Here is a 25,369-nt window from a genome sequence, read left to right as displayed (position 1 = left end):
TAGCGATCCTGCATCGAGGACAGTGGGAGCTACCCTTGCTGTCCCCGCGGGAAGGATCTGTACCCCCGACCGGATTCGAACCGGCGCTACCGCCTTGAGAGGGCGGCGTGCTAGGCCGCTACACAACGGGGGCTTTGCGGATGAGATCCGCGGTGCAGATGAGCTCTGCGAGCTGGCCTACCTGGACTCGAACCAAGACTAACTGAACCAGAATCAGTCGTGCTGCCAATTACACCATAGGCCACTGGAACGCAAGCCCCTGAAGGGTTCTTGTTCTAGTTCGACGCCTGGGGTTCCGGCCTTCCGGCCCGCTCCCCGCGGCGCAGGAAGAACATTACCCGAAGGTGGACGGGGCTCCAAAACGAGTATCGGCGGCGAGCAGCGCGGGGAGTTCGTCGAGGGAGGCGATACGGCGCGGCCCTTCGGGCGGCACGACGGTCGCGTGGTCACCGCCGCGGTCGATCCACACCGACAGCAGTCCGGCGTCGGCGGCGCCCCGCCCGTCGATCTCCGGGTGGTCACCCACGTACGCCACCTGGTCCGGGGGCAGCGCCAGTGCGTCGCAGGCGGCGAGGAAGGCACCGGCCTCCGGCTTGGAGACGCCCAGTTCGGCGGCGCACAGGATGGTCTCGAAGCGGTCGTGGACGCCGAGGACGCGCAGTTTGCGGTCCTGGACGTGGAGGCTGGAGTTGGAGAGCACGGCGTGGCGGTGGCTGGCGGCGAGGGCGTCGAGGACGGGCAGTACGTCCGGGAAGAGGCTCCAGGCGGACTCGTAGTACGTGACGTACCGCAGGAACCAGTCGTCGGCCTCGGTGTCGGTCATCTCACGCCGCAGGAAGACCCGGGTGCGGTCGCGCCGCTGCGTCTCGAAGTCGACCTCCCGCGCGGCGAACCGCGCCCACTGCTCCCGCGTCACCTCCCGCCACCGCTCCAGCGCCTCCTCCACGGAGCCGTACCCCGCGAGCAGCCCCTCGGCCACGAGATGCGCGCGCATGCCCTCGCGGTCGGCGGTGGTGTAGTCGAAGAGGGTGTCGTCAACGTCCCAGACAACTGCTCGGATGTCCATGGGACCGACCGTACCGGGGAACGTGAGGGGGCGGCGTCCGGATGGTTCCGGGCGCCGCCCCCTCAGGCGTACGAGAGGCTACGCGGCGAGCCTCGTCAGGGCCGCGTCGATCCGGCCCAGGGTCTTCTCCTTGCCCAGGACCTCCAGGGACTCGAAGAGCGGGAGGCCGACCGTGCGGCCTGTGACGGCCACGCGGACCGGGGCCTGGGCCTTGCCGAGCTTGAGGCCGTGGGCCTCGCCGGCGGCCAGGACGGCCTCCTTGAGGGACTCGGGGGAGGTCCAGTCCGCCGCGTCCAGCTTCTCGCGGGCCGTGCGGAGCAGGGCGTCGCTGCCCTCCTTCATGGCCTTGGCCCAGGACGCCTCGTCGAGGACCGGCTCCGGCAGGAACAGGAAGTCGACGTTGTCCGTGATCTCCGACAGCACCTTCAGGCGGGTCTGCGCGTGCGGCGCGATGGCCGCCCACTTGGCCTCGTCGAAGGCCTCCGGGGCCCAGGGCGCGAAGGGCGCCTTGAGCCAGGGCGCGCAGCGCTCGGTGAAGTCCTTCACGTCGAGCATGCGGATGTGGTCGCCGTTGATCGCCTCGCACTTCTTGAGGTCGAAGCGGGCCGGGTTGGGCTGGACGTCGGTGACGTCGAAGGCGGCGACCATCTCGTCGATGCCGAAGACGTCCTGGTCGGCGGAGAGCGACCAGCCCAGCAGGGAGAGGTAGTTGAGCAGGCCCTCGGGGAGGAAGCCGCGCTCGCGGTAGAGGTTGAGCGAGGACTGCGGGTCGCGCTTGGAGAGCTTCTTGTTGCCCTCGCCCATCACGTACGGCAGGTGGCCGAAGGCGGGGGTCCCCTTGGCGACGCCCAGCTCGGTGAGCGCCTTGTAGAGGGCGATCTGGCGCGGGGTGGAGGAGAGCAGGTCCTCGCCGCGAAGGACGTGGGTGATCTCCATCAGGGCGTCGTCGACCGGGTTGACCAGCGTGTACAGCGGGGCGCCGTTGGCGCGGACGATGCCGTAGTCCGGGACGTTCTCCGGGAGGTAGGTGATCTCGCCGCGGACCAGGTCGGTGAAGGTGATCGTCTCGTCGGGCATCCGGAAGCGGACGATCGGCTCACGGCCCTGGGCCTCGTACTCCGTGACCTGGGCGTCGGTGAGCTCGCGGCAGTGGCCGTCGTAGCCGGAGGGCTTGCCGGCGGCGCGGGCGGCCTCTCGGCGGCTGTCCAGCTCCTCCTGGGAGCAGTAGCAGCGGTAGGCGTGGCCGGCGTCGAGGAGCTTGGCGGCGACGTCCTTGTAGAGGTCCATGCGCTGCGACTGGCGGTACGGCGCGTGCGGGCCGCCGATCTCGGGGCCCTCGTCCCAGTCGAAGCCGAGCCAGCGCATCGAGTCCAGCAGCTGGTCGTACGACTCCTCGGAGTCGCGGGCCGCGTCGGTGTCCTCGATACGGAAGACCAGGGTGCCGCCGTGGTGCTTGGCGAACGCCCAGTTGAACAGGGCGGTGCGGACCAGGCCCACATGGGGGTTACCGGTGGGCGACGGGCAGAAACGGACGCGTACGGGAGTGCCGGATGCGCTAGCCACGCTTGACAACCTTGTTGGTGAGAGTGCCGATGCCTTCGATGGTGACGGCGACCTCGTCGCCGACGTTGAGGGGGCCGACCCCAGCCGGGGTGCCCGTGAGGATGACGTCGCCCGGGAGCAGGGTCATGGCCTCGGAGATGTTGACGATCAGGTCCTCGATGGGGTGGATCATCTCGCTGGTGCGGCCGAGCTGGCGCTGGGCGCCGTTGACCGTGAGCTGGACGGTCAGGTCGCCGGCGGCGGCGAGGTCGATGTCCGTCTCCACCCAGGGGCCGAGCGGGCAGGAGGTGTCGAAGCCCTTGGCCCTGGCCCACTGCTTCTCGCGCTTCTGGACGTCGCGCGCGGTGATGTCGTTGGCGCAGGTGTAGCCGAAGATCACGTCCTTGACGCGGGCGCGCGGGACCTCGCGGCACATCCGGCCGATCACCACGGCCAGCTCGGCCTCGTGGTGCACCTCCTGGGAGAAGGAGGGGTACTGGATCTCGTCGCCGGGGCCGATCACCGAGGTGGAGGGCTTGAAGAAGGCGAACGGGGCGTCGGGCACCTCGTTGCCGAGCTCCCTGGCGTGTTCGGCGTAGTTGCGGCCGAAGGCGATCACCTTGCTGGGGAGCACCGGGGGCAGCAGCCTGACCTTGCTCACCGGGACCTTGGTGCCGGAGAGCTCGAAGTCCGCGAACGGGATGCCCTTGATGATGTCCAGGACGAGTTCGTCCTGCTTCTCGCCCTCGACCGCGCCGAAGGCGACGTTCCCGTCGATGGAGAATCTGGCGATGCGCACGGGATGCTTGTCCCCTTGAACGAGCGGCTGACGTCTGACGCCCCAGGCTAACGCGACCACCCGGCGCGTCCCGCGCAAGCACAAGGGGCGTCCCCGTTGCCGTGGGGACGCCCCTTGAGTGTTTCGCGGCCGGTGCGCGTATGGACCGGTGTCACTTCGCGGCGGTGGCCGCGACCGGGATCTCCATCAGGACGGTGCGCTTGGGGTTGGCAGTCTGGGCCGGGAGTTCGACGGTGTGCTCCAGCTGGACCGGCGTCTGCGGCCCGTCGGCGCCTTCGAGGTGCGCCAGCGTGGTGCGCCGGGGGTTCGCGATCTTGTGGAACATCGTCGTCGTCTTCACTGTTTACGTGACCCTGTTCTGTGAAGGGGCGCCCAAAGGGGGTCAAGGACCCCCACAAGGGCGCGGGTTGTCGGTTTTGCCATCCCTGTAAAGCGCCAGGCTAAACATGTGATTCCCCGGCGACCTCGGCCGAAGGGCTTGATCGGGTGTGAGTTTCCTCACGAGTCGCGGGATAAATCGGCCTTAACGGGCCGGGTTCCGGGGTGGAGAAATCGGACATCAACCCCCTGAAGCCCTTATTCCGCTCCTGATCATGGCGACTGGGACACGGGGGCCGCCCCTCCGGTTCGCGGTCATACGTCCCTTATTGACGAGATCACTTTCTACCCCCGGTGACTCGCCACTCACGCGGTGTCACGTATCTCACGGGTAGGGCCTCGGGCCTTGTTGGAGATCCTGCACTGTGCTGGAATTCCACGGACCGCCGCTGGATCGAGCCGGCGCACAGGGGGCGCACAGACGCGCCGAGCGGCGGTTGAGAAGGGGGAACCAGCGCCGGTCACTCACGACCACCACGGGGACGTTTTCAGGGCGCCCCTATGACGCCGACACCGTGCCTCGCCGTTCACGCGGAGGGGTGCCTGGTTCAGAGGTTGCGACGCTAGTGCAGGGACGTTTCAAGAGGGATGGCAGCGCTTCGGCGGAGCCGGAGCCGCAGGGCGGGACTGGCCCCAAGGCCGTCAGCTCCTCGCCCCAGCACGCCCAGGGCCAGGGCCCGACCGCGGCCGGGAACGGCGGTGAGGGCGCCGGCGCGCCGAACGCCGAGCCGGCTGCCCCCAAGGCGGGGCCGTCCGGTCCGGGGTCGCGCATAGCCCTGCGGAACTGGCGGATCTCGACCCGTCTGGTGTCGCTGCTCGCCCTGCCGGTGGTCGCGGCCACCTCGCTGGGTGGACTGCGTATCAGCCAGTCGATGGACGACATCCAGCAGCTCGACAACATGAAGCTGCTCACCGACATGACCAAGCAGGCCACCGAACTGGCCCACGCGCTCCAGGAGGAGCGCGACCAGTCGGCCGGCCCGCTGGCGCACGGCGGCAAGGCCACCGACTTCTCGGTCAAGGGTTTCCGCGACAAGACCGACCGCGCACGCAACGTCTTCATCGACAGCTCCGAAGAGATCGACGAGGCCAGTAAGGACGGCAACCTCAAGGGCGTCCGCGACAACCTGGTGCAGCTCGCCGGCGACCTCGGCGAGCTCGAGAAGATCCGCAACACGGCCTTCGCGTCGGAGCGGAACTCCAGCCAGACCGTCGACGGCTACCACCGTCTGATCGTGAACCTGATCGACCTCTCGCAGGACATGGCGGAGGCGACCAGCAACCCGGACATGATCCAGCGCACGCGTGCGCTGGCGTCCTTCTCCGCCGCCAAGGAGTACGCGTCGATCCAGCGCGCGGTCCTCGCCGCGGCGCTGCCCGCCAGCAACACCACCAAGGGCGAACTCGCCGAGAACGACCGGCTGTACGCCGAGTCGGCCCTGGCGAGCCAGAAGTCCGAGCTCCGCAGCTTCAAGAGCATCTACGGCGACGTCGACGCCACCGCGCTGCTGCAGCCGATCGAGGACGGCAACAGCACGATCAAGGCCACCGACGAGTACGCCGGGCGTGCCCTGGCCTCGGAGTTCGGCCTCGCCTCGGTGGGCGAGCGGTCCTACCGTGACTGGCTGGACGACAGCGGCACCAAGATCCAGCAGATGAAGAACATCGAGCTCACGCTGCTCGAGGACATGGAACAGAAAGCCCGTGAGCTGCGCAGCGCCACCGAGCGCGACGCGATCATCGCCGGTGTGCTGATCCTCCTCGTCCTCGGTGTGTCGCTCGTCGGCGCCTTCGTCGTGGCCCGCTCCATGATCCGCTCGCTGCGCCGGCTGGAGGACACGGCCACCAAGGTCGCCCAGGAACGTCTGCCCGAGCTGGTCAAGCAGCTCTCCGAGTCCGACCCCCAGGACGTCGACACGTCCGTGGAGTCGGTCGGTGTGCACTCCCGGGACGAGATCGGCAAGGTGGCCGCGGCCTTCGACGACGTGCACCGCGAGGCGGTCCGCCTCGCCGCCGAGCAGGCCCTGCTGCGGGGCAACGTCAACGCGATGTTCACCAACCTCTCGCGCCGCTCCCAGGGCCTCATCCAGCGTCAGCTCTCGCTCATCTCCGAACTGGAGTCCCGCGAGGCCGACCCGGACCAGCTGTCCTCGCTGTTCAAGCTCGACCACCTCGCCACGCGTATGCGCCGTAACGGTGAGAACCTCCTCGTCCTCGCGGGTGAGGAGCCCGGCCGCCGGTGGACCCGTCCGGTCCCGCTGGTCGACGTGCTCCGCGCCGCCGCGTCCGAGGTGGAGCAGTACGAGCGCATCGAACTGGCGTCGGTGCCGAGCACCGAAGTGGCCGGCCGTGTGGTCAACGACCTCGTGCACCTGCTCGCCGAGCTGCTGGAGAACGCGACATCGTTCTCCTCGCCGCAGACGAAGGTGAAGGTCACCGGTCACGCGCTCCCCGACGGCCGGGTGCTGATCGAGATCCACGACACCGGCATCGGTCTGTCGCCGGAGGACCTGGCGGCGATCAACGAGCGGCTCGCCTCGCCGCCCACCGTGGACGTCTCCGTCTCCCGCCGCATGGGTCTGTTCGTGGTCGGCCGTCTGTCGCAGCGCCACGGCATCCGTATCCAGCTCCGCCCGTCCGACTCCGGTGGTACGACCGCGCTGGTCATGCTGCCCGTCGATGTCGCCCAGGGCGGCAAGAAGCCCCAGGGCAAGCCCGGTCAGCCGGGTGCGGGCGGCGGTGGCCCCGCCGCCGCGCAGGCCGCCGCGGGTGCCGCGGCCGCACGGCGCGCCGCAGGTGCCGGGCAGCCCTCCGGTGGTGCTCTCGGTGCCGGCGCTCCCGGCGGTGGCCGGCTGGCCGCCGGTCAGGGTCCGCGTGCCGCGCTGCCCCCGCGCGACGGCGCGGGCCGGCCCGACGGGGCCCGGGGGCCGCAGGGCCAGCCGGGCAACGCCGCGCCTTCGCTCTTCGACCGCGGTGCTCCCGGCGGCGCTCCGCAGGGCCGTCCGGCTCCGGCCGGCGCGGGTGCCGGCTTCGGTGGCCAGATGCCCGGTGCCCCGCAGGGGATGCAGGCCTCGGGTCCGGGCGGACAGCAGCAGGACCAGGACGCCTTCGGCGGCGGTCGTGGCCAGGTGCCCCCGCAGCGCGGGGGCGGCAAGCCCGAGCGTTCCCGTCGTCCGCAGCTGCCGCCGCGCGGTGGCGCGCGTCCGGAGCTGCCCGGCGGTGACCAGCAGCAGCCGCGGCCCAGCTGGAGCGACGAGAACGCCCAGCCGCCGGTGCCGCGTGCCTCGCTGGACGCCCCGCGCGGCCACGAGGAGCCGGACGTCGCCCGGACGTCGGCCATGCCCCGGTTCGACGACCGGCAGGGCCCCGGTGTGACGGCGGAGATCCCCCGGTTCGACGAGCGCCAGAACCCGGGCGCCTACGGCGGTCCCGGTGCCGACGCCCCGCAGAACACCGGCCAGTACGCCCAGCCGGGCGCCAACGCCGTCCAGAACCCGGGCCAGTACGCTCCGCCCGGTGCGAACGGTGCCCAGAACACGGGCCAGTTCGTCCGCGGCGACATCTTCGGCGCCCCGCAGGGCCGTCCGGGCGGGCAGAACCCGGCCGGGCCGGGCCAGTTCCAAGCCCCGCAGGGCACGGGCCAGTTCCCCGCCCCGCAGCAGGGCTACGGCAACGGCTCCACCGGCCAGTTCCAGACGCCGGCCCAGGACAACGGTGCCACCGGCCAGTTCGAGCGTCCGCAGGTGAACGGCGCGCACGGAGCCGGACAGGGCGCCCCGCGTCCGCCGGCCCCGCAGCAGCGGCCCGTCCACCAGGAGCCGCAGCAGGGCTACGGCGGTGCCGCGCCGCGGCACGACGACCGCGCGCTGTCCGACGCCTGGGCGCTGCCCCCGGCGTCCGGTCCCGGTGACGGCCGTACGCCGCTGTACGACACGCTGGAGACCAACTGGTTCCACGGTGGCGGCGGGCAGGAGCAGGGCAATGGCTCGGCCCCGGCGCCGCAGCAGCCCCAGCAGGCCCCCCAGCAGGCCCCGCAGTCCCAGCACCCCCAGCAGCAGCCGCAGCAGCCGCAGGGCCCCACCGGCCCGCAGCGGTCCGCGGCCACCTGGCGCAGCTCGCCCAACGACGAGCTGGTCCGGCAGGCCGAACGCGTCCGGCAGCCGGCCGCGGGCGGCGTCACCACGTCCGGCCTGCCGCGCCGGGTGCCCAAGGCGAACCTCGTCCCGGGTACGGCTCAGCAGCAACAGCACCAGAGCGGTCCTCAGGTCTCGCGCGCCCCCGATGACGTGCGCGGCCGGCTGACCAATCTCCGTCGGGGTATCGCACAGGGTCGTCAGGCCGGTACCACCCAGACCGGCAGCTTCCCGAACCCCACTCACCAGCAGGAGCGTTAGTTGAGCCCGATGAGCCAGGCGGCACAGAACCTCAACTGGTTGATCACCAACTTCGTGGACAACACCCCCGGGGTGTCCCACACCGTCGTCGTGTCCGCCGACGGTCTTCTGCTGGCCCTGTCCGAGGGGTTCCCGCGTGATCGCGCGGATCAGCTCGCGGCCGTCGCTTCGGGACTGACCTCCCTGACGGCCGGCGCCTCACGGATCTTCGAAGGCGGCAGCGTGGCCCAGACGGTCGTCGAGATGGAGCGGGGATTCCTTTTCCTCATGTCCGTCTCGGACGGCTCGTCCCTGGCCGTTCTCGCGCACCCCGAGTGCGACATCGGCCTCGTCGGCTACGAGATGGCGCTCCTGGTCGACCGAGCGGGCGCGGTCCTCACCCCGGACCTTCGCGCCGAACTACAAGGAAGTCTGCTCCACTGATCGGCCCCGGCACCACCCGTCTCACCAAATCACCGTCCGGCCGCCACATTCCCCCCACCGGCCCCGTCAGACGGCTTGACTGACCGACTTGCTGTCCCGCCCGGAGGATCCATGACCCCGCCCACCGCCTCTCATGATCCGTACGCGGAGCCGTACGAGGACGAGGGCGACCAGCCGCTGGTGCGTCCGTACGCGATGACCGGCGGCCGGACCAGGCCGCGTTATCAGCTGGCCATCGAGGCACTGATCAGTACGACGGCAGACCCGGCCGCGCTCATGGGGCTCCTTCCGGAGCACCAGCGCATCTGCCATCTGTGCCGTGAGGTGAAGTCGGTCGCCGAGGTCTCGGCGCTGCTCAACATGCCACTGGGTGTTGCCCGGATCCTGGTGGCCGACTTGGCGGAGGCGGGTCTCGTCGCCGTGCACCAGCCGGGCGGCGACGAGACGACCGGCGCCCCCGATGTGACACTGCTCGAAAGGGTGCTCAGTGGACTTCGCAAGCTCTAGCGGCGGGGCGGTCTCCGAAAACCGTGCCACCACATCCGCGAAGATCGTGGTGGCCGGCGGCTTCGGCGTGGGCAAGACCACGTTCGTCGGCGCCGTCTCGGAGATCAATCCGCTGCGTACCGAGGCCGTGATGACCTCCGCCAGCGCGGGCATCGACGACCTCACCCACACCGGGGGCAAGACCACCACCACGGTGGCCATGGACTTCGGCCGTATCACGCTGGACCAGGACCTGATCCTGTACCTGTTCGGTACTCCCGGCCAGGACCGCTTCTGGTTCATGTGGGACGACCTGGTGCGCGGCGCCATCGGCGCGGTGGTCCTGGTGGACACCCGCCGGCTGGCGGACTGCTTCCCGGCGGTGGACTACTTCGAGAACAGCGGGCTGCCCTTCGTGGTCGCCCTCAACGGCTTCGACGGCCAGCAGCCCTATCAGCCCGAGGAGGTGCGCGAGGCGTTGCAGATCGGGCCCGACACCCCGATCATCACCACCGACGCCCGGCATCGCGCGGATGCGAAGAGTGCGCTGATCACCCTGGTCGAACATGCTTTGATGGCACGTCTCAGGTAAGCCAAGCAATAAGCGGCATACGGCAGTTGTCGTAGAAATACCGGAGCCGGCCGTGTCGTTCGACACGGCCGGCCCTGGTGTTCATAACGTTTCGGCAGAGGAATCGGGGGAGGTCGACACGCGATGCGGTCGCGCAGTACCGCTGCGCGCACGATCGGCTCGCCTTTTGCCGCCGCTCGCTCTTTTTGACCGTTTTATCTGGGACTTACATCACTCGAATTCATCGCCTTCCAGTGTTTGGAAGAGCGCTGGTCGGCATGCTGGAATGCCTGAACTGCCCATTAGTCAAAGACGTACCCCACTGTCGATGGCGCACCGGGCTCTGAGACACAGCGGCACGACGAAGGTGCCGACCGCCGAGAGGTTGTTGGTCGAGTGAGGCGAAGCAAGAACAGTCCCGAGCCGTCGGCCCGGGGCAACTTCACGCCGCCGCCGCGCACAGCGGCGCCCGCCCCGGTGCCCGGCCCCGAGCCGACCCCCGCGCCCGCCGGCGGCGGAGGCCGTCTGTCCCCGCGCAACTGGCGCGTGACGACCAGGCTGAACGCGATCCTGCTCATACCCGTGCTGGTCGGCCTGGTCATGGGCGGCTTCCAGGTGAAGGGCTCGATCGACACCTGGAACGAGGCCCAGGACGCGGAGAACACCGCGCGTCTGGTGCGTGCCTCCCTCACCTACGCCAACGCCCTCTACAACGAGCGGGACGTCACGGCGGTCCCGCTGCTGCAGGGCAAGGGCAAGGACGACCCGGACGTCGCCAAGGCCCGCGCCGCGACCGACAAGGCCGCCGACGCCTTCGACGAGGCCGCGCGGAGCATGCCGGACAAGCCCGGCCTGAACCGCCGGATGGAGCTGTTCCGCGCGGCGGAGCCCCAGCTGACCGCGCTGCGCGCCGCGGCCTACACCTCCAAGCTCAAGGGTGTCGCGACCGAGGAGGGTTACGTCACCGTCGCCCACCCCCTGATGGAGTTCGCCAACGACCTCGGTCTCGGTACCGGCAACATCACCAGCTACGGACGCACGGTCTACGCGATCTCGCTGACCAAGTCGGCACTGTCGCTGGAGCGCTCCATCGGCATGCACCTGCTGGTGAAGCCCGGCCCGACCGACAGCCAGCTCGCCAGCCAGCGCGTCGCCCTCACCTCCTACGCCTACCTCGAGCGCATCGCCATCGAGGAGTACAGGGGCGGTGGCACCGAGGCCGACGTGGAGAAGCTGGAGCAGACGGCGCAGCGGATCCAGGCCGAGGGCACGGCCATGGCCCGGGAGGCCAAGCAGCAGGACCCCGACTACGTGGCGCCGCCCGCGAAGCCGGAGACGATGATCTCCGAGCTGGGCCGGCTCCCCTCCACCGACGCGGCCGCGCGCGGCGAACTCGCCGCCCAGGGCATCACCCCCGCCAACTGGTGGGCCGTGAGCACCCTCAAGTTCGACGGCTACAGCGAGATCGAGTCCGACCTGACCGACTCCGCGGTGAGCGAGGCCTCGCAGGTCGCCGACGACGCCCAGCGCGACGCCCTCATCACCGGCGCCGCCGTCGTGATCGCCCTCCTCGCCGCGTTCATCCTGGCCGGCATGGTGGCCCGCCAGATGAGCCGCTCCATGCGCCAGCTGCGCAACGCCGCCTTCGGTATCGCCGAGCAGCGGCTGCCGATGCTGGTCGACCAGCTCTCCCGGACCGATCCCGGACGGGTCGACACCCGGGTGCAGGCCATCCCGATCACCTCCACGGACGAGATCGGCGAAGTCGCCCGCGCCTTCGACCAGGTCCACCGTGAGGCCGTCCGGCTCGCCGCCGAGCAGGCCCTGCTGCGGGGCAACATCAACGCGATCTTCACCAACCTGTCGCGCCGCAACCAGTCGCTGATCGAGGGCCAGCTGACCCTGATCACCGGCCTGGAGAACAACGAGGCCGACCCGGACCAGCTGGAGAACCTCTTCCGTCTGGACCACCTCGCGACCCGTATGCGCCGCAACGGCGAGAACCTCCTCGTCCTCGCCGGCGAGGAGCCCGGCCGCCGCTGGGACCAGCCGGTCCCGCTGGTCGACGTGCTGCGCGCCGCCTCCTCCGAGGTGGAGCAGTACGAGCGCATCGAGCTGTCCGGTGTCCCGGAGGCCGAGATCCACGGCCGCGCGGTGACCGACCTCGTGCACCTGCTCGCCGAGCTGCTGGAGAACGCCACCACGTTCTCCTCCCCGCAGACCAAGGTCCGTGTCACCGCGACCCGTCTCCCCGACGGCCGCGTGATGATCGAGATCCACGACAAGGGCATCGGCCTCACCGCCGAGGACTTCGCGGACATCAACCACAAGCTGGCCAACCCGCCGACCGTGGACGCCGCGATCTCCCAGCGCATGGGCCTGTTCGTGGTCGGCCGGCTGTCCGACCGGCACGGCATCCGGGTCCAGCTGCGCCCCTCGGGCGAGCAGGCCGGGACCACCTCGCTGGTCATGCTGCCGGACGCGATCACCCACGGCGGCGGCGGCGAACAGCCGCTGGAGCGCGACGAGTTCACGGTCTCGCAGATCATCCCGGAGCAGAACCTCCCGGGTGAGGACTTCGGCCGGCAGCCGCTGCGCACCGCCGCCGAGCTCGGCTTCGACGACAGCCGCTACACCGAGGTCCCGGACGACATCCGCGACCTGGACCCCGTCGGCCGTTCGCTGATGCGCGAGGAGCGCCGGGCGGCTCTGGACCCCCAGGGGCAGCCCGAGCCGACCGCCGCGAACGCCCAGGAGGCGCCCGAGGCACCCGCCTTCCCGGACGAGTTCGCCGCCCCGCAGGGCTACGACAACGGCCAGGGGTACGACAACGGCCAGGGGTACGACGGCGGCCAGGGCTTCGACGGCTTCCAAGACCAGCGGACCGGCCAGTACGACCAGCAGGCGTACGACAACGGGCAGCAGACGGCGTACGAGGAGCCGCAGCAGCAGTCGTACGGCGAGGGGTACTACGCGCCGAACGGGCAGCTGCCGCAGAACGAGTCCTTCTCCGCGGGCGCCGGCTACCCCGACCCCTCCTACCCGGAGCCGGTCCAGGACGGCCACGCCGCCGCCGGTGCCGTCGACGCGTTCCCCGCCTTCGGCGGCGCAGCGGGACAGACGGACGACTGGCCCCAGCAGGACGGTTACCGCAACGGCTACGCGGACCAGTACGCTGCTCAGACCCCGGAATCGGAAAATACGCAGGCCGCTGACGTACGTGAGCAGGACAGCGTAGGCTTCGACCGTCCGGGACCGGCCGCCTCCGACGGCCACGCGCTGACCGACGCCGGGCTTCCCCGCCGCGGATCCACCGCGGCCGGCGCGAACGGCCAGGGCGGCGCACGGCAGAGGAAGCAGGAGCCGCCGGCCCCGACACCGGACAGCGGCGACGAGAGCGGCTGGCGTTCGGCGAACGACGAGCGCTGGCAGCAGGCATCGTCGCTCCGGAAACCCAAGGCGGGCGGAGTGACGTCCTCCGGTCTGCCGCGACGGGTCCCCAAGGCCAATCTGGTCGAGGGAGCCGCCGAAACCACCTCCCAGGGAGGCCCCCAGGTCTCCCGCGCTCCGGAGGACGTCCGGGGCAGGCTGAGCAACCTTCGCCGCGGTGTCCAAAAGGGCCGCAGCGCCGGCAGTGAAACGAACAACCAGGCCACCAGGAATCAACACGGTGGTCCTGACAGCACCTACAACCAGGAGCGTTAGTGTGAGCCCGATGAGCCAGGCGGCACAGAACCTGAACTGGTTGATCACCAACTTCGTGGACAACACCCCGGGGGTGTCCCACACGGTGGTGGTCTCCGCCGACGGACTCCTTCTGGCGATGTCCGAAGGGTTTCCCCGTGACCGGGCGGACCAGCTCGCGGCCGTCGCCTCCGGTCTGACGTCCCTGACGGCCGGCGCCTCCCGGATCTTCGAGGGCGGCAGCGTGAATCAGACGGTTGTGGAGATGGAGCGGGGATTCCTGTTCCTCATGGCCGTTTCCGACGGGTCGTCGCTCGCAGTTCTCGCACATCCCGAGGCGGACATCGGCCTCATTGGTTACGAGATGGCCCTTCTGGTCGACCGGGCCGGTACGGTCCTGACGCCGGACCTTCGGGCGGAGCTCCAAGGGAGCCTTCTCAACTAGACGACGGACGGTGCGCTTTGGCGTCCCGGGGCCGTAAGGTTTCGGGACGCGGCTCCACAGAGATGGGTGCCAGGCACGGTCGGAGGAGGAGAAAGTGGCAACACCCCCAGACGGTTCATCCGCGGGCAACTGGTCGTACGGTCCCGCCCAGGGCCAGAACGACGGTTCCCAGAACCGGTACGGATACCCCTCCGCGCCACGCCACGGCCAGCCGTACGCGCCGCAGGGCCCCGGCCCTTCGCCGTACGACCAGCCGCATGCCCCGCGCATCCAGCCGGTGCAGCCGCAACGCCGAGCACCCGAGCCGGCGCCCGCCGGGGCGTCGAACAATCCCCTGGTGCGCCCGTACGCCATGACGGGCGGCCGCACCAGGCCGCGGTACCAGCTCGCCATCGAGGCGCTGGTGCACACCACCGCGCAGCCGCATCAGATGCAGGGCCAGTTGCCCGAGCATCAGCGGATCTGCACCCTCTGCCGGGAGATCAAGTCGGTGGCCGAGATCTCGGCCCTGCTGACCATCCCTCTCGGTGTGGCCAGGATCCTCGTCGCCGACTTGGCGGAGGCGGGACTGGTCGCCATCCATCAGCCCGGCGGCGACGAGAGCGCCGGCGGCCAGCCAGACGTGACACTGCTCGAAAGGGTGCTCAGTGGACTTCGCAAGCTCTAGCGGCGGTCCTTCCCGCTCCACCACCTCGGCGAAGATCGTGGTGGCGGGTGGCTTCGGCGTGGGCAAGACCACGTTCGTCGGGGCCGTTTCGGAGATCAACCCGCTGCGCACGGAGGCCGTCATGACGTCTGCTTCGGCAGGCATCGACGACCTCACCCACACCGGGGACAAGACGACCACGACGGTCGCGATGGACTTCGGCCGTATCACGCTGGACCAGGACCTGATCCTGTACCTGTTCGGTACGCCCGGCCAGGACCGCTTCTGGTTCATGTGGGACGACCTGGTGCGCGGCGCCATCGGGGCGATCGTGCTGGTCGACACGCGTCGGCTGGCCGACTGCTTCCCGGCGGTCGACTACTTCGAGAACTCGGGTCTTCCGTTCGTGATCGCGCTGAACGGCTTCGACGGCCAGCAGCCGTATCAGCCGGACGAGGTGCGGGAGGCGCTGCAGATCGGGCCGGACACGCCGATCATCACGACGGACGCGCGGCATCGGGCCGATGCGAAGTCGGCGCTCATCACCCTCGTGGAGCACGCGCTGATGGCCCGCCTCCGCTGACCCCCGCACGTCCCGCAACGCGCCCCCTGCGACCACGCTGCCGCCGGGGGCTCTTGCATGCGCCTGCGGCCCGGTGGGGGTTTCCCGCGCAGTTCCCCGCGCCCCTTCGGGTGCTTCTTCGCGGCTGCGGGCAGTCGTGCCGCTGGGGCGGCACGGGTGGGCGCAGGCGGCGCCTCGTCAGCGCCGAGCGGCGTCACTCCCCCCGCGGCGTGCCAAGGTGGCCCGCGTATCGGCTCCGGGCACGATGAAGGGCCCCTCCCCGGACGGGAAGGGGCCCTTCATCGGGTCAGCGCCAGCTGTGGGGCGCCCGGAAGCCGTTCTCTCGTTCCAGCCGGCGCCAGCCGGCCTTCGCGCGGCCCCGATGGGCCGGGGCCGCCGGCTGCGCGGCCGCACGGGCCAGCAGGATCGCCGTGAGAGCGGCGACCTCCTCCGGCTCGGCGTGGCCCTTCTCGACGCGAATGTCAGGTGTGCTCATGGCGTGCGTCTCCCTTACTGCGGCGGGTTGCCGTGCTTGCGGGACGGCAGATCGGCGTGCTTGGACTGCAGCATCGCCAGTGAACGGATCAGCACCTCACGCGTCTCGGCGGGGTCGATCACATCGTCGACCAACCCGCGCTCGGCGGCGTAGTACGGGTGCATCAGCTCGGACTTGTACTCCTTGACCATGCGGGCCCGCATGGCCTCCGGGTCCTCGGCGTCGGCGATCTGCCGGCGGAAGATGACGTTGGCCGCACCCTCCGCGCCCATCACGGCGATCTCGTTCGTCGGCCAGGCGTAGGTCAGGTCGGCGCCGATGGACTGGGAGTCCATCACGATGTACGCGCCGCCGTACGCCTTGCGCAGGATCAGCGAGATCCGCGGCACGGTCGCGTTGCAGTACGCGTACAGCAGCTTCGCCCCGTGCCGGATGATGCCGCCGTGCTCCTGGTCGACGCCCGGCAGGAAGCCGGGGACGTCCAGGAAGGTCAGGATCGGGATGTTGAACGCGTCGCACATCTGGACGAAGCGCGCGGCCTTCTCGGACGCCTCGATGTCCAGCACACCGGCCAGCGACTGCGGCTGGTTGGCGACGATGCCGACGACCTGGCCGTCCATCCGGGCCAGCGCGCAGATGATGTTGCGCGCCCAGCGCTCGTGGACCTCGAGGTACTCGCCGTCGTCGACGATCTCCTCGATGACCTTGGCCATGTCGTACGGCCGGTTGCCGTCGGCGGGGACCAGGTCCAGGAGGACGTCGCCGCGGCGCTCCGCGTCGTCGGAGCACTCCATGCGCGGCGGGTTCTCCCGGTTGTTCTGCGGGAGCAGGGAGAGGAGGTAGCGCACCTCGTGGATGCACGTCTCCTCGTCGTCGTAGGCGAAGTGGCAGACGCCCGAGGTCTCGGCGTGCACGTCCGCGCCGCCGAGGCCGTTCTGGGTGATCTCCTCGCCGGTGACCGCCTTGACGACGTCCGGACCGGTGATGAACATCTGCGAGGTGTCGCGGACCATGAACACGAAGTCGGTGAGGGCGGGGCTGTAGGCCGCGCCGCCCGCACACGGGCCGAGCATCACGCTGATCTGCGGGATGACCCCGGAGGCCTTGGTGTTCCGCTGGAAGATGCCGCCGTATCCGGCGAGGGCGGAGACACCCTCCTGGATACGGGCGCCGGCGCCGTCGTTGAGCGACACCAGCGGCGCGCCGGCCGCGATGGCCATGTCCATGATCTTGTGGATCTTGGTGGCGTGGGCCTCGCCCAGCGCGCCGCCGAAGATCCGGAAGTCATGGGCGTAGACGAAGACCGTACGGCCCTCCACCGTGCCCCAGCCGGTGATCACACCGTCCGTGTACGGCTTCTTCTCCTCCAGACCGAAGCCGGTGGCCCGGTGCCGGCGCAGCTGCTCGACCTCGCGGAAGGACCCCGGGTCCAGCAGCAGCTCGATGCGCTCCCGCGCGGTCAGCTTGCCCTTGGCGTGCTGCGCCTGGGTCGCCTTCTCGCTCGGGCCGGCCAGTACCTGGGCACGGATCTCGTGCAGTTCGGCCACGCGTCCGCGCGCGTCGGTCGGCTCACCCGGCGCCTCATCCAAAACGGTCATGTAGTGACCTTACGAAGCGGACCTCGAAATGCGAGCCGTCGACTCCTCACAGTCCTCGGGGTGTTTTCCTGGTGCACCTGAACAGAACCATGGGGACATGCAGCCGTTCTGACTGCTCAGAAGGCGCCCGGCTTGTAGAGGTCACACAAAGGCGTCATCTGAGAGTCACCTCACATTCATGGGTGGTGCATGCACCCGTTCGGGTAACTCCGGCCTGTGCCGGCTCTCAGCCGAAGCGGTTCAGGAGCCGGCGGTAGAGGCGGGGGGTGAGGGCGCGGACCCTGGCCGGGAGGGTGAGCCAGGTGGGGATGTAGGTGTCGTCGCGGCCCTGGGCGACGGCGTTCCAGACGGCGGCGGCGACCCGGCCGGGCGAGGTGGGGCGCGGGTGGGAGCGGTGGTACGGGGTGCCGCGGCGGGCGAAGAAGCCCGTCTCGACGGGGCCGGGCACGACGAGCGTCACGCCCACACCGGTACCGCGCAGTTCCTGCCGGAGCGCCTCGGCGAAGGCGGCGAGTCCGGCCTTGGCGGCGGAGTACACCGCCTCCTCCCGTACGCCGACGGAGCCGGCCACCGAGCCGACGAGGACCACCCGGCCGCTGCCGGCCGCCACCATCGAGGGCAGTACCTCCCGTACGAGGTGCAGCGTGGCGTTGAGGTCCAGGAACAGCACCCGGTCGATGTCGGTGTGCGGCATGGTCAGGAAGGGCCCGGCCCAGCCGATGCCGGCCCCGGCGACCAGCACGTCGACGCGACCGGTCTTCCGCAGTGCGGCCTCCGCCAGCATCTTCGCCCCGTCCGGCGCGGCGAGGTCGGCGGGCAGCAGGACGGCCGAGGTGCCGGATGCCGTCTCCTCCAGCCGGCGCCGGTCCCGGCCGCTGAGCACGAGCTGCCAGCCCCCGGCGGCGAAGCGCCGCGCGGTGGCCGCGCCGATGCCCGAGGAGGCGCCGGTGACGAGGACGACACGGCGGTCGGTGCGGAGCGGCGGTCCGGTGCCGCGCACCGCCGCCGCGGAGGCCGCGGCACGGGCGCGGCCGTGTGCGGGGTCCGCCGGGGGGTCGTAGGTGGAACCGGAGCCGGTGGTGGTCACGAGTCGGTCTCCCATGCGCTGTCGCTGCGGGTTCTCGCCATCCAGGACACCCCCACTCCGGTACCCCGCGCCAGCGCTGGAGCCCGCCGCCCGGACCGCCGCGACCCCCCGCCGACGGGCCGCGTCCGGGCTCCCGGGGCCCGCACGCCACGCCGCAGATCCACCCCTGCGTGCGCGCGGTACCGCCAGGCGGGTGTACGACCCGCGCACCCCCGGAGCAGGGGCACGGAAGCGCGCGCGGCCGGGCCGGGGCGAAGCCATGGGACGGGAGGGGAAAGGGCGGCGGGGACGGCCCGACAGGGGCAGGATGGACCTCGTACCGGCCCCGCGGGGACGGATTCGCGACACCCTCACCAGAGATGGTTGAAACTTGAAGAGAATAGGTCTACGGTAGGTCTCGTTGAGTTAGTTGAACATTCAACGTGATCCCTCACCCCGTATCCACAGGAGAACACCATGGGCATCTTCGGCCGCAAGGACCACGACACCCCCGCCGCGACCACCGACGCCGCGGTGAACCCGGACCTCGCCGCCCTGACCGGCGAGTACACCATCGACCCCGCCCACAGCACGATCGGCTTCGTCGCCCGCCACGCGATGGTCACCAACGTCAAGGGCAGCTTCCAGGACTTCACCGGCACGCTGCAGCTCGACGGCTCCGACCCGGCCAAGTCCACCGCCACCCTCGACGTGGTGATGGACAGCATCACCACGGGCAACGCCGACCGTGACGGCCACCTCAAGAGCTCGGACTTCTTCAAGACGGACGAGTTCCCGACGATGACCTTCCGCACCACCGGCACGGAGGCCCTCGGCGGCGACGACTACCGCATCACCGGTGACCTGACGATCCTCGGCACCACCAAGCCGCTCACCATCGACCTGGAGTTCAACGGCGCCGCGACCGACCCGTTCGGCAACCAGCGCGTCGGCTTCGAGGGCAAGGCGGAGATCCTGCGCTCCGAGTGGGGTCTGACCTGGAACGCGGCCCTGGAGACGGGTGGCGTCCTGGTCTCCGACAAGATCAAGCTGAACTTCGACATCTCGGCGATCCGCAACGCCGCCTGAGAACGCCGAAGGCGCCCACCCGGCGCCCCCGAGCGCGCCCGCCCCCCGTACGGGAGGGCGGGCGCTCGGCGTTCCCGGAAAGGAATCCGGCTCAGAACCCGCCGCCGAAGTCCCCGCCGCCCCCGAAGTCCCCGCCGCCTCCGCCGAAGCCACCGCCGAAGTCACCGGCGTCGAAGTCCGCGCCGGACACATCGCCGCCGCCGTAGCCGCCGAAGTCCCCGTATCCGGCCCCGTAGTCGGCCGCGTAGGAGGGACCGGCCATCATGCCGCCGAGTACGGTGCCGACGAGCAGCCCGGGCAGCAGCCCGCCGCCGAAGTAGCCCCCGGCCCAGGGACCGTACGCGGGGCCGGCGTCCCAGTAGGGGCGGCGCCCGTACTCGGTCTCGACCTCACGCACGGCCGGGTCGAGGCCGTCGTCGAGGCGCGCCCGGTCGGCCGCGCAGACCGGCACCTCGCGCTCGGCCCCGCCCGGTGGCGTCCAGACGGCGTCGGCCACCGAGGGGCCGTGCCGCGGGTCGAAGAAGCAGGGCGGACGCCGCTCCGGCAGCGGGCGTCCCGCCCGGCGGGCGGCGAGCGAGGCGAGGGCGAAGCGGCCGTCCTCCACGGCCTGGGTGACGGCGCGTACGTCCTCCGGCCTGCCGGCCGCCGCCATGTACGACTTGGACTTCTCGTAGGCGTCCAGCGCACGCTCGTAGTCCGCCCGCATCGCGTCGTCCGCACCGGGTTCGCCGGGGTGGAAGTCGAGCCGGTCGAGCTCCTCGCCGAACGCGGTGATGTCCTCGTCGACCACCACCCGCAGCTTCTCCAGCGCGGCCCGCTGCTCCTCCTCGTGGCGCCGCCGGTTGCGGCGGGACACGGCGTAGATGCCCGCACCACCGGCCGCCACCAGCGCTCCGACGGTGATCAGCCCGCCGACGGGGACGTCACGGCCGGCCCCGTCGTTCCATGAGTTCGGCGCCGCGCCGCCGGTGTTGCGCAGCGCGCCGTCGACGAAGTCGTTCAGCTGGGCCTTGGCGTCCCCGGCGCCCTGCACGGAGGCGACCAGGTTCCGTACGCCCTGCCGGCTCAGCACGCTGCCGTCGGCGCGCGCGTCGAACTCGTCGCCGAGCCGGATGCCGTACAGACCGGTGACGCCGGTCTCGGTGCGCAGGTTCTGGAAGAGGTTCCGCGTGGGATAGTCCGCCGGGAGCACGACGACGAAGACGGGTTTGTCCGCGTCCTCGATCTTGCCGGCGAGGGCCTCGGCGTCGGACTCGGCCAGGATGTCCCGGGCCGCGGGGTCGACGTAGACGGGGCTCTCCCGCAGTTGGCTCGCGATCCGGGAGAGATCCGTCTCCGCCTGCGCCCCGGGCGCTCCGGCCATCAGGACCGCCAGCGCGGCGGTCACCGGCACGATCAGCAGGCGTACGAGGGTACGCAGCGGCGCGTCCTTCATATCTTCGAAGCTACCCGAATCCTGCGATAAACGGGCATTCGGACCGGCAGGGGTTCCCGGGGCCGCCCCTGCCGGCACGGAGTTCCTACGCCGCCGGCTCCACGCCGGCCCGCAGCAGCCCGTACGCGTAGGCGTCCTCGAGTGCCTGCCAGGACGCGGCGATGACGTTGTCCGCGACGCCCACCGTCGACCACTCCCCCGCGCCGTCGGACGTGGAGATCAGGACGCGGGTGGTGGACTGGGTGCCGTGCTTGCCCTCGAGGATGCGGACCTTGTAGTCGACGAGCTCCAGCTTGGCGAGCTGGGGGTAGATCTTCTCCAGGGCGACGCGCAGGGCGCGGTCCAGGGCGTTGACCGGCCCGTTGCCCTCCGCGGTGGCGACGATGCGCTCGCTCTTGGCCCACAGCTTCACCGTGGCCTCGTTGGCGTGGCTGCCGTCGGGGCGGTCCTCGACGATCGCGCGCCAGGACTCGACGTCGAAGTACGTCAGCGGCCGGCCCTCGACCTCAGCGCGGAGCAGCAGTTCGAAGGAGGCGTCGGCGGCCTCGTACGTGTAGCCCTTGAGCTCGCGTTCCTTGACCCGCTCGACGACCCGGCCGACCAGTTCGCGGTCGTCCCCGAGGTCGATGCCGAGTTCCTTGCCCTTGAGCTCGATGGAGGCGCGCCCTGCCATGTCGGAGACCAGCATCCGCATGGTGTTGCCGACCTGCTCGGGGTCGATGTGCTGGTAGAGGTCCGGGTCGACCTTGATCGCGGAGGCGTGCAGGCCGGCCTTGTGGGCGAAGGCGGAGACACCGACGTACGGCTGGTGCGTCGACGGGGTGAGGTTGACGACCTCGGCGATGGCGTGCGAGATGCGGGTCATCTCCCGCAGCCGGCCCTCGGGCAGGACCTGCTTGCCGTACTTCAGCTCCAGGGCGGCCACGACGGGGAACAGGTTGGCGTTGCCCACCCGCTCGCCGTAGCCGTTGGCGGTGCACTGGACGTGGGTGGCGCCCGCGTCGACGGCGGCGAGGGTGTTGGCGACGGCGCAGCCGGTGTCGTCCTGGGCGTGGATGCCGAGCCGGGCGCCGGTGTCGGCGAGGACGGTGGCGACCACGGCCTGGATCTGCGCCGGGAGCATGCCGCCGTTGGTGTCGCACAGGACGACGACGTCGGCGCCGGCCTCCGAGGCGGCGCGGACGACCGACTTTGCGTACTCGGGGTTGGCGCGGTAGCCGTCGAAGAAGTGCTCGCAGTCGACGAAGACGCGCCGTCCCTCGCCCTTGAGGAAGGAGACGGTGTCGCGGACCATCTCCAGGTTCTCCTCGAGGGTGGTGCGCAGGGCGAGCTCGACATGGCGGTCGTGGGACTTCGCGACCAGCGTGATCACCTGGGCGCCGGAGTCGAGGAGCGCCCTGACCTGGGGGTCCTTCTCCGCGGTGGTGCCGGCGCGGCGGGTGGCGCCGAAGGCGACCAGCTCGGCGTGCCGGAACTCGATCTCCTGCTGGGCGCGGGCGAAGAACTCGGTGTCCCGCGGGTTCGCGCCGGGCCAGCCGCCCTCGATGAAGCCCACGCCGAACTCGTCCAGGTGCCGTGCGATGGCGAGCTTGTCGGCGACCGTGAGGTTGATGCCCTCGCGCTGGGCGCCGTCGCGCAGGGTGGTGTCGAAGACGTGGAACGAGTCGTCGGGCTCGCTGGTTGCGGTCATGGTCTGAAGGCTCCTGAGTTGATCTCGGTCTACCGGAATGACCGGTTCCACCGTTCCCCCATGGTCCCTTGCGCCCCGTTTCCGGCCGCGGGTGGGGCCAGGAAACAGAAAAACCTCTCGCGGGTGCGAGAGGTCTGCGCGCGGGTCGAGGACGACGGTGTCCGCCCGTACGGTGTCGTACGTGCGGTCACTGCGGACCGGCGCGCCTGCTGCCAATAATCGTGGCGAACGAGAGCACGGGGGCAGTCTGGCACAATCCGCCCCCGCGCTCACGATCCGTCTCAGGATGCGGGCGGTGGGTGTTCACCCGCCCCGGCTAGCCGAGCGGGTGCATCCAGCCGTGCTTGTCCTCGGCGGTGCCGCGCTGGATGTCGAGGAGGGCCTGCCGCAGCCGGGTGGTGACCTCGCCGGGCTCGCCGCCGCTCTGCCGCCACTCGGCGCCGGCCCGCTTCACGGTGCCGACCGGGGTGATGACGGCGGCCGTACCGCAGGCGAAGACCTCGGTGAGGCTGCCGTTCTCGGAGTCGCGCTGCCACTGGTCGACACTGACGCGCTCCTCGACGGCGTCGTAGCCGAGGTCGCGGGCGACGGCCAGCAGGGAGTCACGGGTGACGCCCTCCAGGATGGAACCGCTCAGCGTCGGGGTGACGATCACGGGCTTCGAATTGGATGCGGCGCCGTACACGAAGTAGAGGTTCATGCCGCCGAGTTCCTCGACCCACTTGTGCTCGACTGCGTCGAGGTAGCAGACCTGGTCGCAGCCCTTGGCGGCGGCCTCGGCCTGGGCGAGGAGGGAGGCCGCGTAGTTGCCGCCGGTCTTGGCGTCGCCCATGCCGCCGGGGACGGCGCGGACGCGGTCCTCGGAGACCCAGATGGAGACGGGCTTCACGCCGCCCGGGAAGTAGGCGCCGGCCGGGGAGGCGATGACCAGGAACAGATACTCGTTGGCGGGCTTCACACCCAGCCCGACCTCGGTCGCGATCATGAAGGGGCGCAGGTAGAGGGACTCCTCGCCGCCGTGCGCCGGGACCCATGCCTTGTCCTGCGTGACGAGGGCGTCGCACGCCTCGATGAACGTCTCGACGGGCAGCTCGGGCATCGCGAGCCGCTTGGCGGAGCGCTGGAAGCGTTCGGCGTTCTTCTCGGGGCGGAAGGTGGCGACGGACCCGTCGGGCCGGCGGTAGGCCTTCAGGCCCTCGAAGATCTCCTGCGCGTAGTGCAGGACGGTGGTCGCGGGGTCGAGGGAGAGCGGCGCGTACGGGACGAGCTGGCCGTCGTGCCAGCCGCGGCCCTCGGTCCACTTGATGGTCACCATGTGATCGGTGAAGTGGCGGCCGAACCCGGGGTTGGCCAGGATCGCCTCGCGTTCCGCGTCCGAGAGCGGGTGGGCGGAGGGCTTGAGCTCGATCGTGGGCGTCGTCATGAGTGGTAGTCCTTCACCGGTTGTAGTGACGGGCCGCGCACACGCCCGTACGGCCGATGGCCAGTACTAGGACGTCCGAGCATTCCCTCATTCCGCGGCTCCGCGTTCGATTATCGCCCGTAGGCGACCGCGGACGAAACAGGGTGATTGCGGCCCGGTGGTCGATGGTGACACCCGGCGGGGACAGGAGAAAGCCGCCGGGTGTGTTGCGGCCCGGCGGCTTCGGGGTGGTGCGCCGGGTCAGCCGGCTACTCGTGCGGCGAGCGCGTCGCCGATCTCCGAGGTGCTGCGGGCGGGCAGGGCGCCGCGCTCCGCCAGGTCGGCGGAGACGGCGTCCTCGATGCGGGCCGCCTCGGTGTCGTGACCGAGGTGGCGCAGCAGGAGGGCGACGGACAGGACCGTGGCGCTGGGGTCGGCCTTGCCCTGACCTGCGATGTCCGGGGCCGAGCCGTGCACGGGCTCGAACATCGACGGGTACGCGCGGCTCGGGTTGATGTTGCCGGAGGCCGCGACGCCGATGCCGCCGGAGACGGCGGCGGCGAGGTCGGTGATGATGTCGCCGAAGAGGTTGTCGGTGACGATGACGTCGAAGCGGGCCGGGTCGGTGACGAGGTAGATCGTCGCGGCGTCGACGTGGATGTAGTCGGTGGTGACGTCGGGGTACTCCTCGGCCACCTTGTTGAACACGTTCGTCCACAGGTGGCCGGCGAACGCCAGCACGTTGTTCTTGTGGACCAGCGTCAGCTTCTTGCGGGGGCGGGCCTGGGCGCGGGCGAAGGCGTCGCGGACCACGCGCTCGACACCGAAGGCCGTGTTCACGGAGACCTCGGTGGCGACCTCGTGCGGGGTGCCCTTGCGGATCGTGCCGCCGTTGCCCGTGTACGGGCCCTCGGTGCCCTCGCGCACGACGACGAAGTCGATCTCCGGCTGGCCGGCGAGCGGCGTGGCGACACCGGGGAGCAGCTTCGACGGCCGCAGGTTGACGTGGTGGTCGAAGGCGAAGCGGAGCTTGAGCAGGAAGCCGCGCTCCAGGACGCCGGAGGGAACACCCGGGTCGCCGATGGCGCCGAGCAGGATGGCGTCGTGCCGCTTCAGCTCGTCGAGGTCGGCGTCGGTGAGGGTCTCACCGGTGGCGTGGTAACGCCGGGCGCCGAAGTCGTACTCCTTGGTCTCCAGCTTCACATCCTGCGGAAGGACGGCGGAGAGGACCTTCAGGCCTTCGGCCACGACCTCCTGGCCGATGCCGTCACCGGGGATCACTGCGAGATTGATGCTGCGAGACATGCGGGCACCCTACTCCTCGTCCCACGGGATGACATGCACTGTCCGGCATACGGACGCCGGGGCGTGTCAGTGGCCGGTCGAGCCGCCGTTGTCCCGGCGGTCGAGGGCGCGCTGCAGCGCGGCGGCGGCGTTCTTGCGGTCGGATTCGCTCGTACGGGAGGTGTGGCGGACGCGGCGGCGGACGGTCGTCTCGGCCATGGCGCATCGACTCCTTCGGCATACCTGGAGTGCGGAAAAAGAGGGGGTGCGAGACGCCGAGTCGGGGCGGGGAGCTGCGGACCGCAGGGGTGGC

21 protein-coding genes and 2 tRNA genes are annotated in these 25,369 nt (G+C 70.6%); 9 read left to right on the top strand and 14 right to left on the bottom strand.

Features of this window, described 5'->3' with window-relative positions:
• Positions 1–60: 60 nt before the first annotated feature.
• The 6 genes from IF28_RS0109880 to IF28_RS39155 form a co-directional block, all read right to left on the bottom strand.
• A tRNA-Glu gene (locus IF28_RS0109880) sits at positions 61–133 on the bottom strand.
• A gap of 39 nt (positions 134–172) precedes the next feature.
• Positions 173–244: transfer RNA gene (locus tag IF28_RS0109875), tRNA-Gln, on the bottom strand.
• A 90-nt stretch (positions 245–334) separates the two neighbouring features.
• Positions 335–1,066 (bottom strand): HAD family hydrolase, encoded by a 732-nt coding sequence (locus IF28_RS0109870; protein ID WP_030216569.1) that lies wholly within the window; start codon positions 1,064–1,066, stop codon positions 335–337.
• 78 nt (positions 1,067–1,144) lie between these two features.
• Positions 1,145–2,629, bottom strand: coding sequence for a glutamate--tRNA ligase (gene gltX / locus IF28_RS0109865; protein WP_030216568.1), 1,485 nt, complete (start codon positions 2,627–2,629; stop codon positions 1,145–1,147).
• On the bottom strand, positions 2,622–3,407 hold the full coding sequence (locus IF28_RS0109860; RefSeq protein WP_030216567.1) for a fumarylacetoacetate hydrolase family protein: 786 nt from the start codon (positions 3,405–3,407) through the stop codon (positions 2,622–2,624). The genes gltX and IF28_RS0109860 overlap by 8 nt, the downstream gene beginning before the upstream one ends.
• A gap of 151 nt (positions 3,408–3,558) precedes the next feature.
• Positions 3,559–3,747 carry a hypothetical protein gene (locus tag IF28_RS39155; RefSeq protein WP_158713670.1) on the bottom strand — a complete coding sequence of 63 codons (189 nt, stop codon included), beginning with the start codon at positions 3,745–3,747 and terminating at the stop codon, positions 3,559–3,561.
• A 604-nt stretch (positions 3,748–4,351) separates the two neighbouring features.
• On the opposite strand from IF28_RS39155, the gene IF28_RS0109850 reads away from it, so the two are divergent.
• The 8 genes from IF28_RS0109850 (at position 4,352) to IF28_RS0109815 (ending at position 15,017) form a co-directional block, all read left to right on the top strand.
• Positions 4,352–8,179, top strand: a complete 3,828-nt coding sequence (locus tag IF28_RS0109850; protein WP_030216566.1) for a nitrate- and nitrite sensing domain-containing protein — start codon at positions 4,352–4,354, stop codon at positions 8,177–8,179.
• A gap of 9 nt (positions 8,180–8,188) precedes the next feature.
• The gene (locus IF28_RS0109845; RefSeq protein WP_030216565.1) at positions 8,189–8,602 is read left to right on the top strand and encodes a roadblock/LC7 domain-containing protein; all 414 of its coding nucleotides are present in this window, start codon (positions 8,189–8,191) and stop codon (positions 8,600–8,602) included.
• A gap of 111 nt (positions 8,603–8,713) precedes the next feature.
• Positions 8,714–9,109: a DUF742 domain-containing protein gene (locus IF28_RS0109840; RefSeq protein ID WP_004924977.1), complete on the top strand. Its 396-nt coding sequence runs from the start codon at positions 8,714–8,716 to the stop codon at positions 9,107–9,109.
• On the top strand, positions 9,090–9,680 hold the full coding sequence (locus tag IF28_RS0109835) for a GTP-binding protein (RefSeq protein ID WP_030216564.1): 591 nt from the start codon (positions 9,090–9,092) through the stop codon (positions 9,678–9,680). Before IF28_RS0109840 ends, IF28_RS0109835 begins: the two co-directional genes overlap by 20 nt.
• A gap of 375 nt (positions 9,681–10,055) precedes the next feature.
• Positions 10,056–13,364, top strand: a complete 3,309-nt coding sequence (locus IF28_RS0109830) for a nitrate- and nitrite sensing domain-containing protein (protein WP_030216563.1) — start codon at positions 10,056–10,058, stop codon at positions 13,362–13,364.
• A 10-nt stretch (positions 13,365–13,374) separates the two neighbouring features.
• Positions 13,375–13,788 (top strand): roadblock/LC7 domain-containing protein, encoded by a 414-nt coding sequence (locus tag IF28_RS0109825; RefSeq protein WP_030216562.1) that lies wholly within the window; start codon positions 13,375–13,377, stop codon positions 13,786–13,788.
• Positions 13,789–13,882: 94 nt separating this feature from the next.
• Positions 13,883–14,455, top strand: a complete 573-nt coding sequence (locus IF28_RS37250) for a DUF742 domain-containing protein (RefSeq protein WP_030216561.1) — start codon at positions 13,883–13,885, stop codon at positions 14,453–14,455.
• Positions 14,436–15,017, top strand: a complete 582-nt coding sequence (locus IF28_RS0109815; RefSeq protein ID WP_030216560.1) for a GTP-binding protein — start codon at positions 14,436–14,438, stop codon at positions 15,015–15,017. The genes IF28_RS37250 and IF28_RS0109815 overlap by 20 nt, the downstream gene beginning before the upstream one ends.
• A 286-nt stretch (positions 15,018–15,303) precedes the next feature.
• On the opposite strand, the gene IF28_RS0109810 is transcribed toward IF28_RS0109815, so the two are convergent.
• From IF28_RS0109810 to IF28_RS0109800, 3 genes are all read right to left on the bottom strand, one after another.
• Positions 15,304–15,492, bottom strand: coding sequence for an acyl-CoA carboxylase subunit epsilon (locus tag IF28_RS0109810; RefSeq protein ID WP_030216559.1), 189 nt, complete (start codon positions 15,490–15,492; stop codon positions 15,304–15,306).
• 14 nt (positions 15,493–15,506) lie between these two features.
• Positions 15,507–17,090, bottom strand: coding sequence for an acyl-CoA carboxylase subunit beta (locus tag IF28_RS0109805; protein ID WP_037892929.1), 1,584 nt, complete (start codon positions 17,088–17,090; stop codon positions 15,507–15,509).
• 226 nt (positions 17,091–17,316) lie between these two features.
• Complete coding sequence (locus IF28_RS0109800; RefSeq protein WP_030216557.1) at positions 17,317–18,177, bottom strand: SDR family NAD(P)-dependent oxidoreductase; 861 nt, start codon at positions 18,175–18,177, stop codon at positions 17,317–17,319.
• A gap of 456 nt (positions 18,178–18,633) precedes the next feature.
• On the opposite strand from IF28_RS0109800, the gene IF28_RS0109795 reads away from it, so the two are divergent.
• Complete coding sequence (locus IF28_RS0109795; protein ID WP_030216556.1) at positions 18,634–19,245, top strand: YceI family protein; 612 nt, start codon at positions 18,634–18,636, stop codon at positions 19,243–19,245.
• Between the two features lie 91 nt (positions 19,246–19,336).
• Here the strand turns inward: IF28_RS0109795 and IF28_RS0109790 are convergent, their stop codons facing one another.
• The 5 genes from IF28_RS0109790 to IF28_RS40155 form a co-directional block, all read right to left on the bottom strand.
• On the bottom strand, positions 19,337–20,680 hold the full coding sequence (locus IF28_RS0109790) for a hypothetical protein (protein ID WP_030216555.1): 1,344 nt from the start codon (positions 20,678–20,680) through the stop codon (positions 19,337–19,339).
• 85 nt (positions 20,681–20,765) lie between these two features.
• Positions 20,766–22,370, bottom strand: coding sequence for a citramalate synthase (cimA, locus tag IF28_RS0109785; RefSeq protein ID WP_030216554.1), 1,605 nt, complete (start codon positions 22,368–22,370; stop codon positions 20,766–20,768).
• A 316-nt stretch (positions 22,371–22,686) separates the two neighbouring features.
• A complete protein-coding gene (locus IF28_RS0109780; protein ID WP_030216553.1) occupies positions 22,687–23,793 on the bottom strand; it encodes a branched-chain amino acid aminotransferase in 1,107 nt (368 codons plus the stop codon).
• Between the two features lie 240 nt (positions 23,794–24,033).
• Positions 24,034–25,077, bottom strand: a complete 1,044-nt coding sequence (locus tag IF28_RS0109775; RefSeq protein ID WP_030216552.1) for a 3-isopropylmalate dehydrogenase — start codon at positions 25,075–25,077, stop codon at positions 24,034–24,036.
• 66 nt (positions 25,078–25,143) lie between these two features.
• Positions 25,144–25,275: a hypothetical protein gene (locus IF28_RS40155; protein WP_106982032.1), complete on the bottom strand. Its 132-nt coding sequence runs from the start codon at positions 25,273–25,275 to the stop codon at positions 25,144–25,146.
• Positions 25,276–25,369: the final 94 nt, after the last annotated feature.

The organism is Streptomyces sp. NRRL WC-3626 (assembly GCF_000718785.1).
In the GTDB taxonomy this organism is placed as follows: domain Bacteria; phylum Actinomycetota; class Actinomycetes; order Streptomycetales; family Streptomycetaceae; genus Streptomyces; species Streptomyces edwardsiae.
Note: the sequence above shows the minus strand (reverse complement) of the source record. Positions and strands in the feature narration are given on the sequence as shown.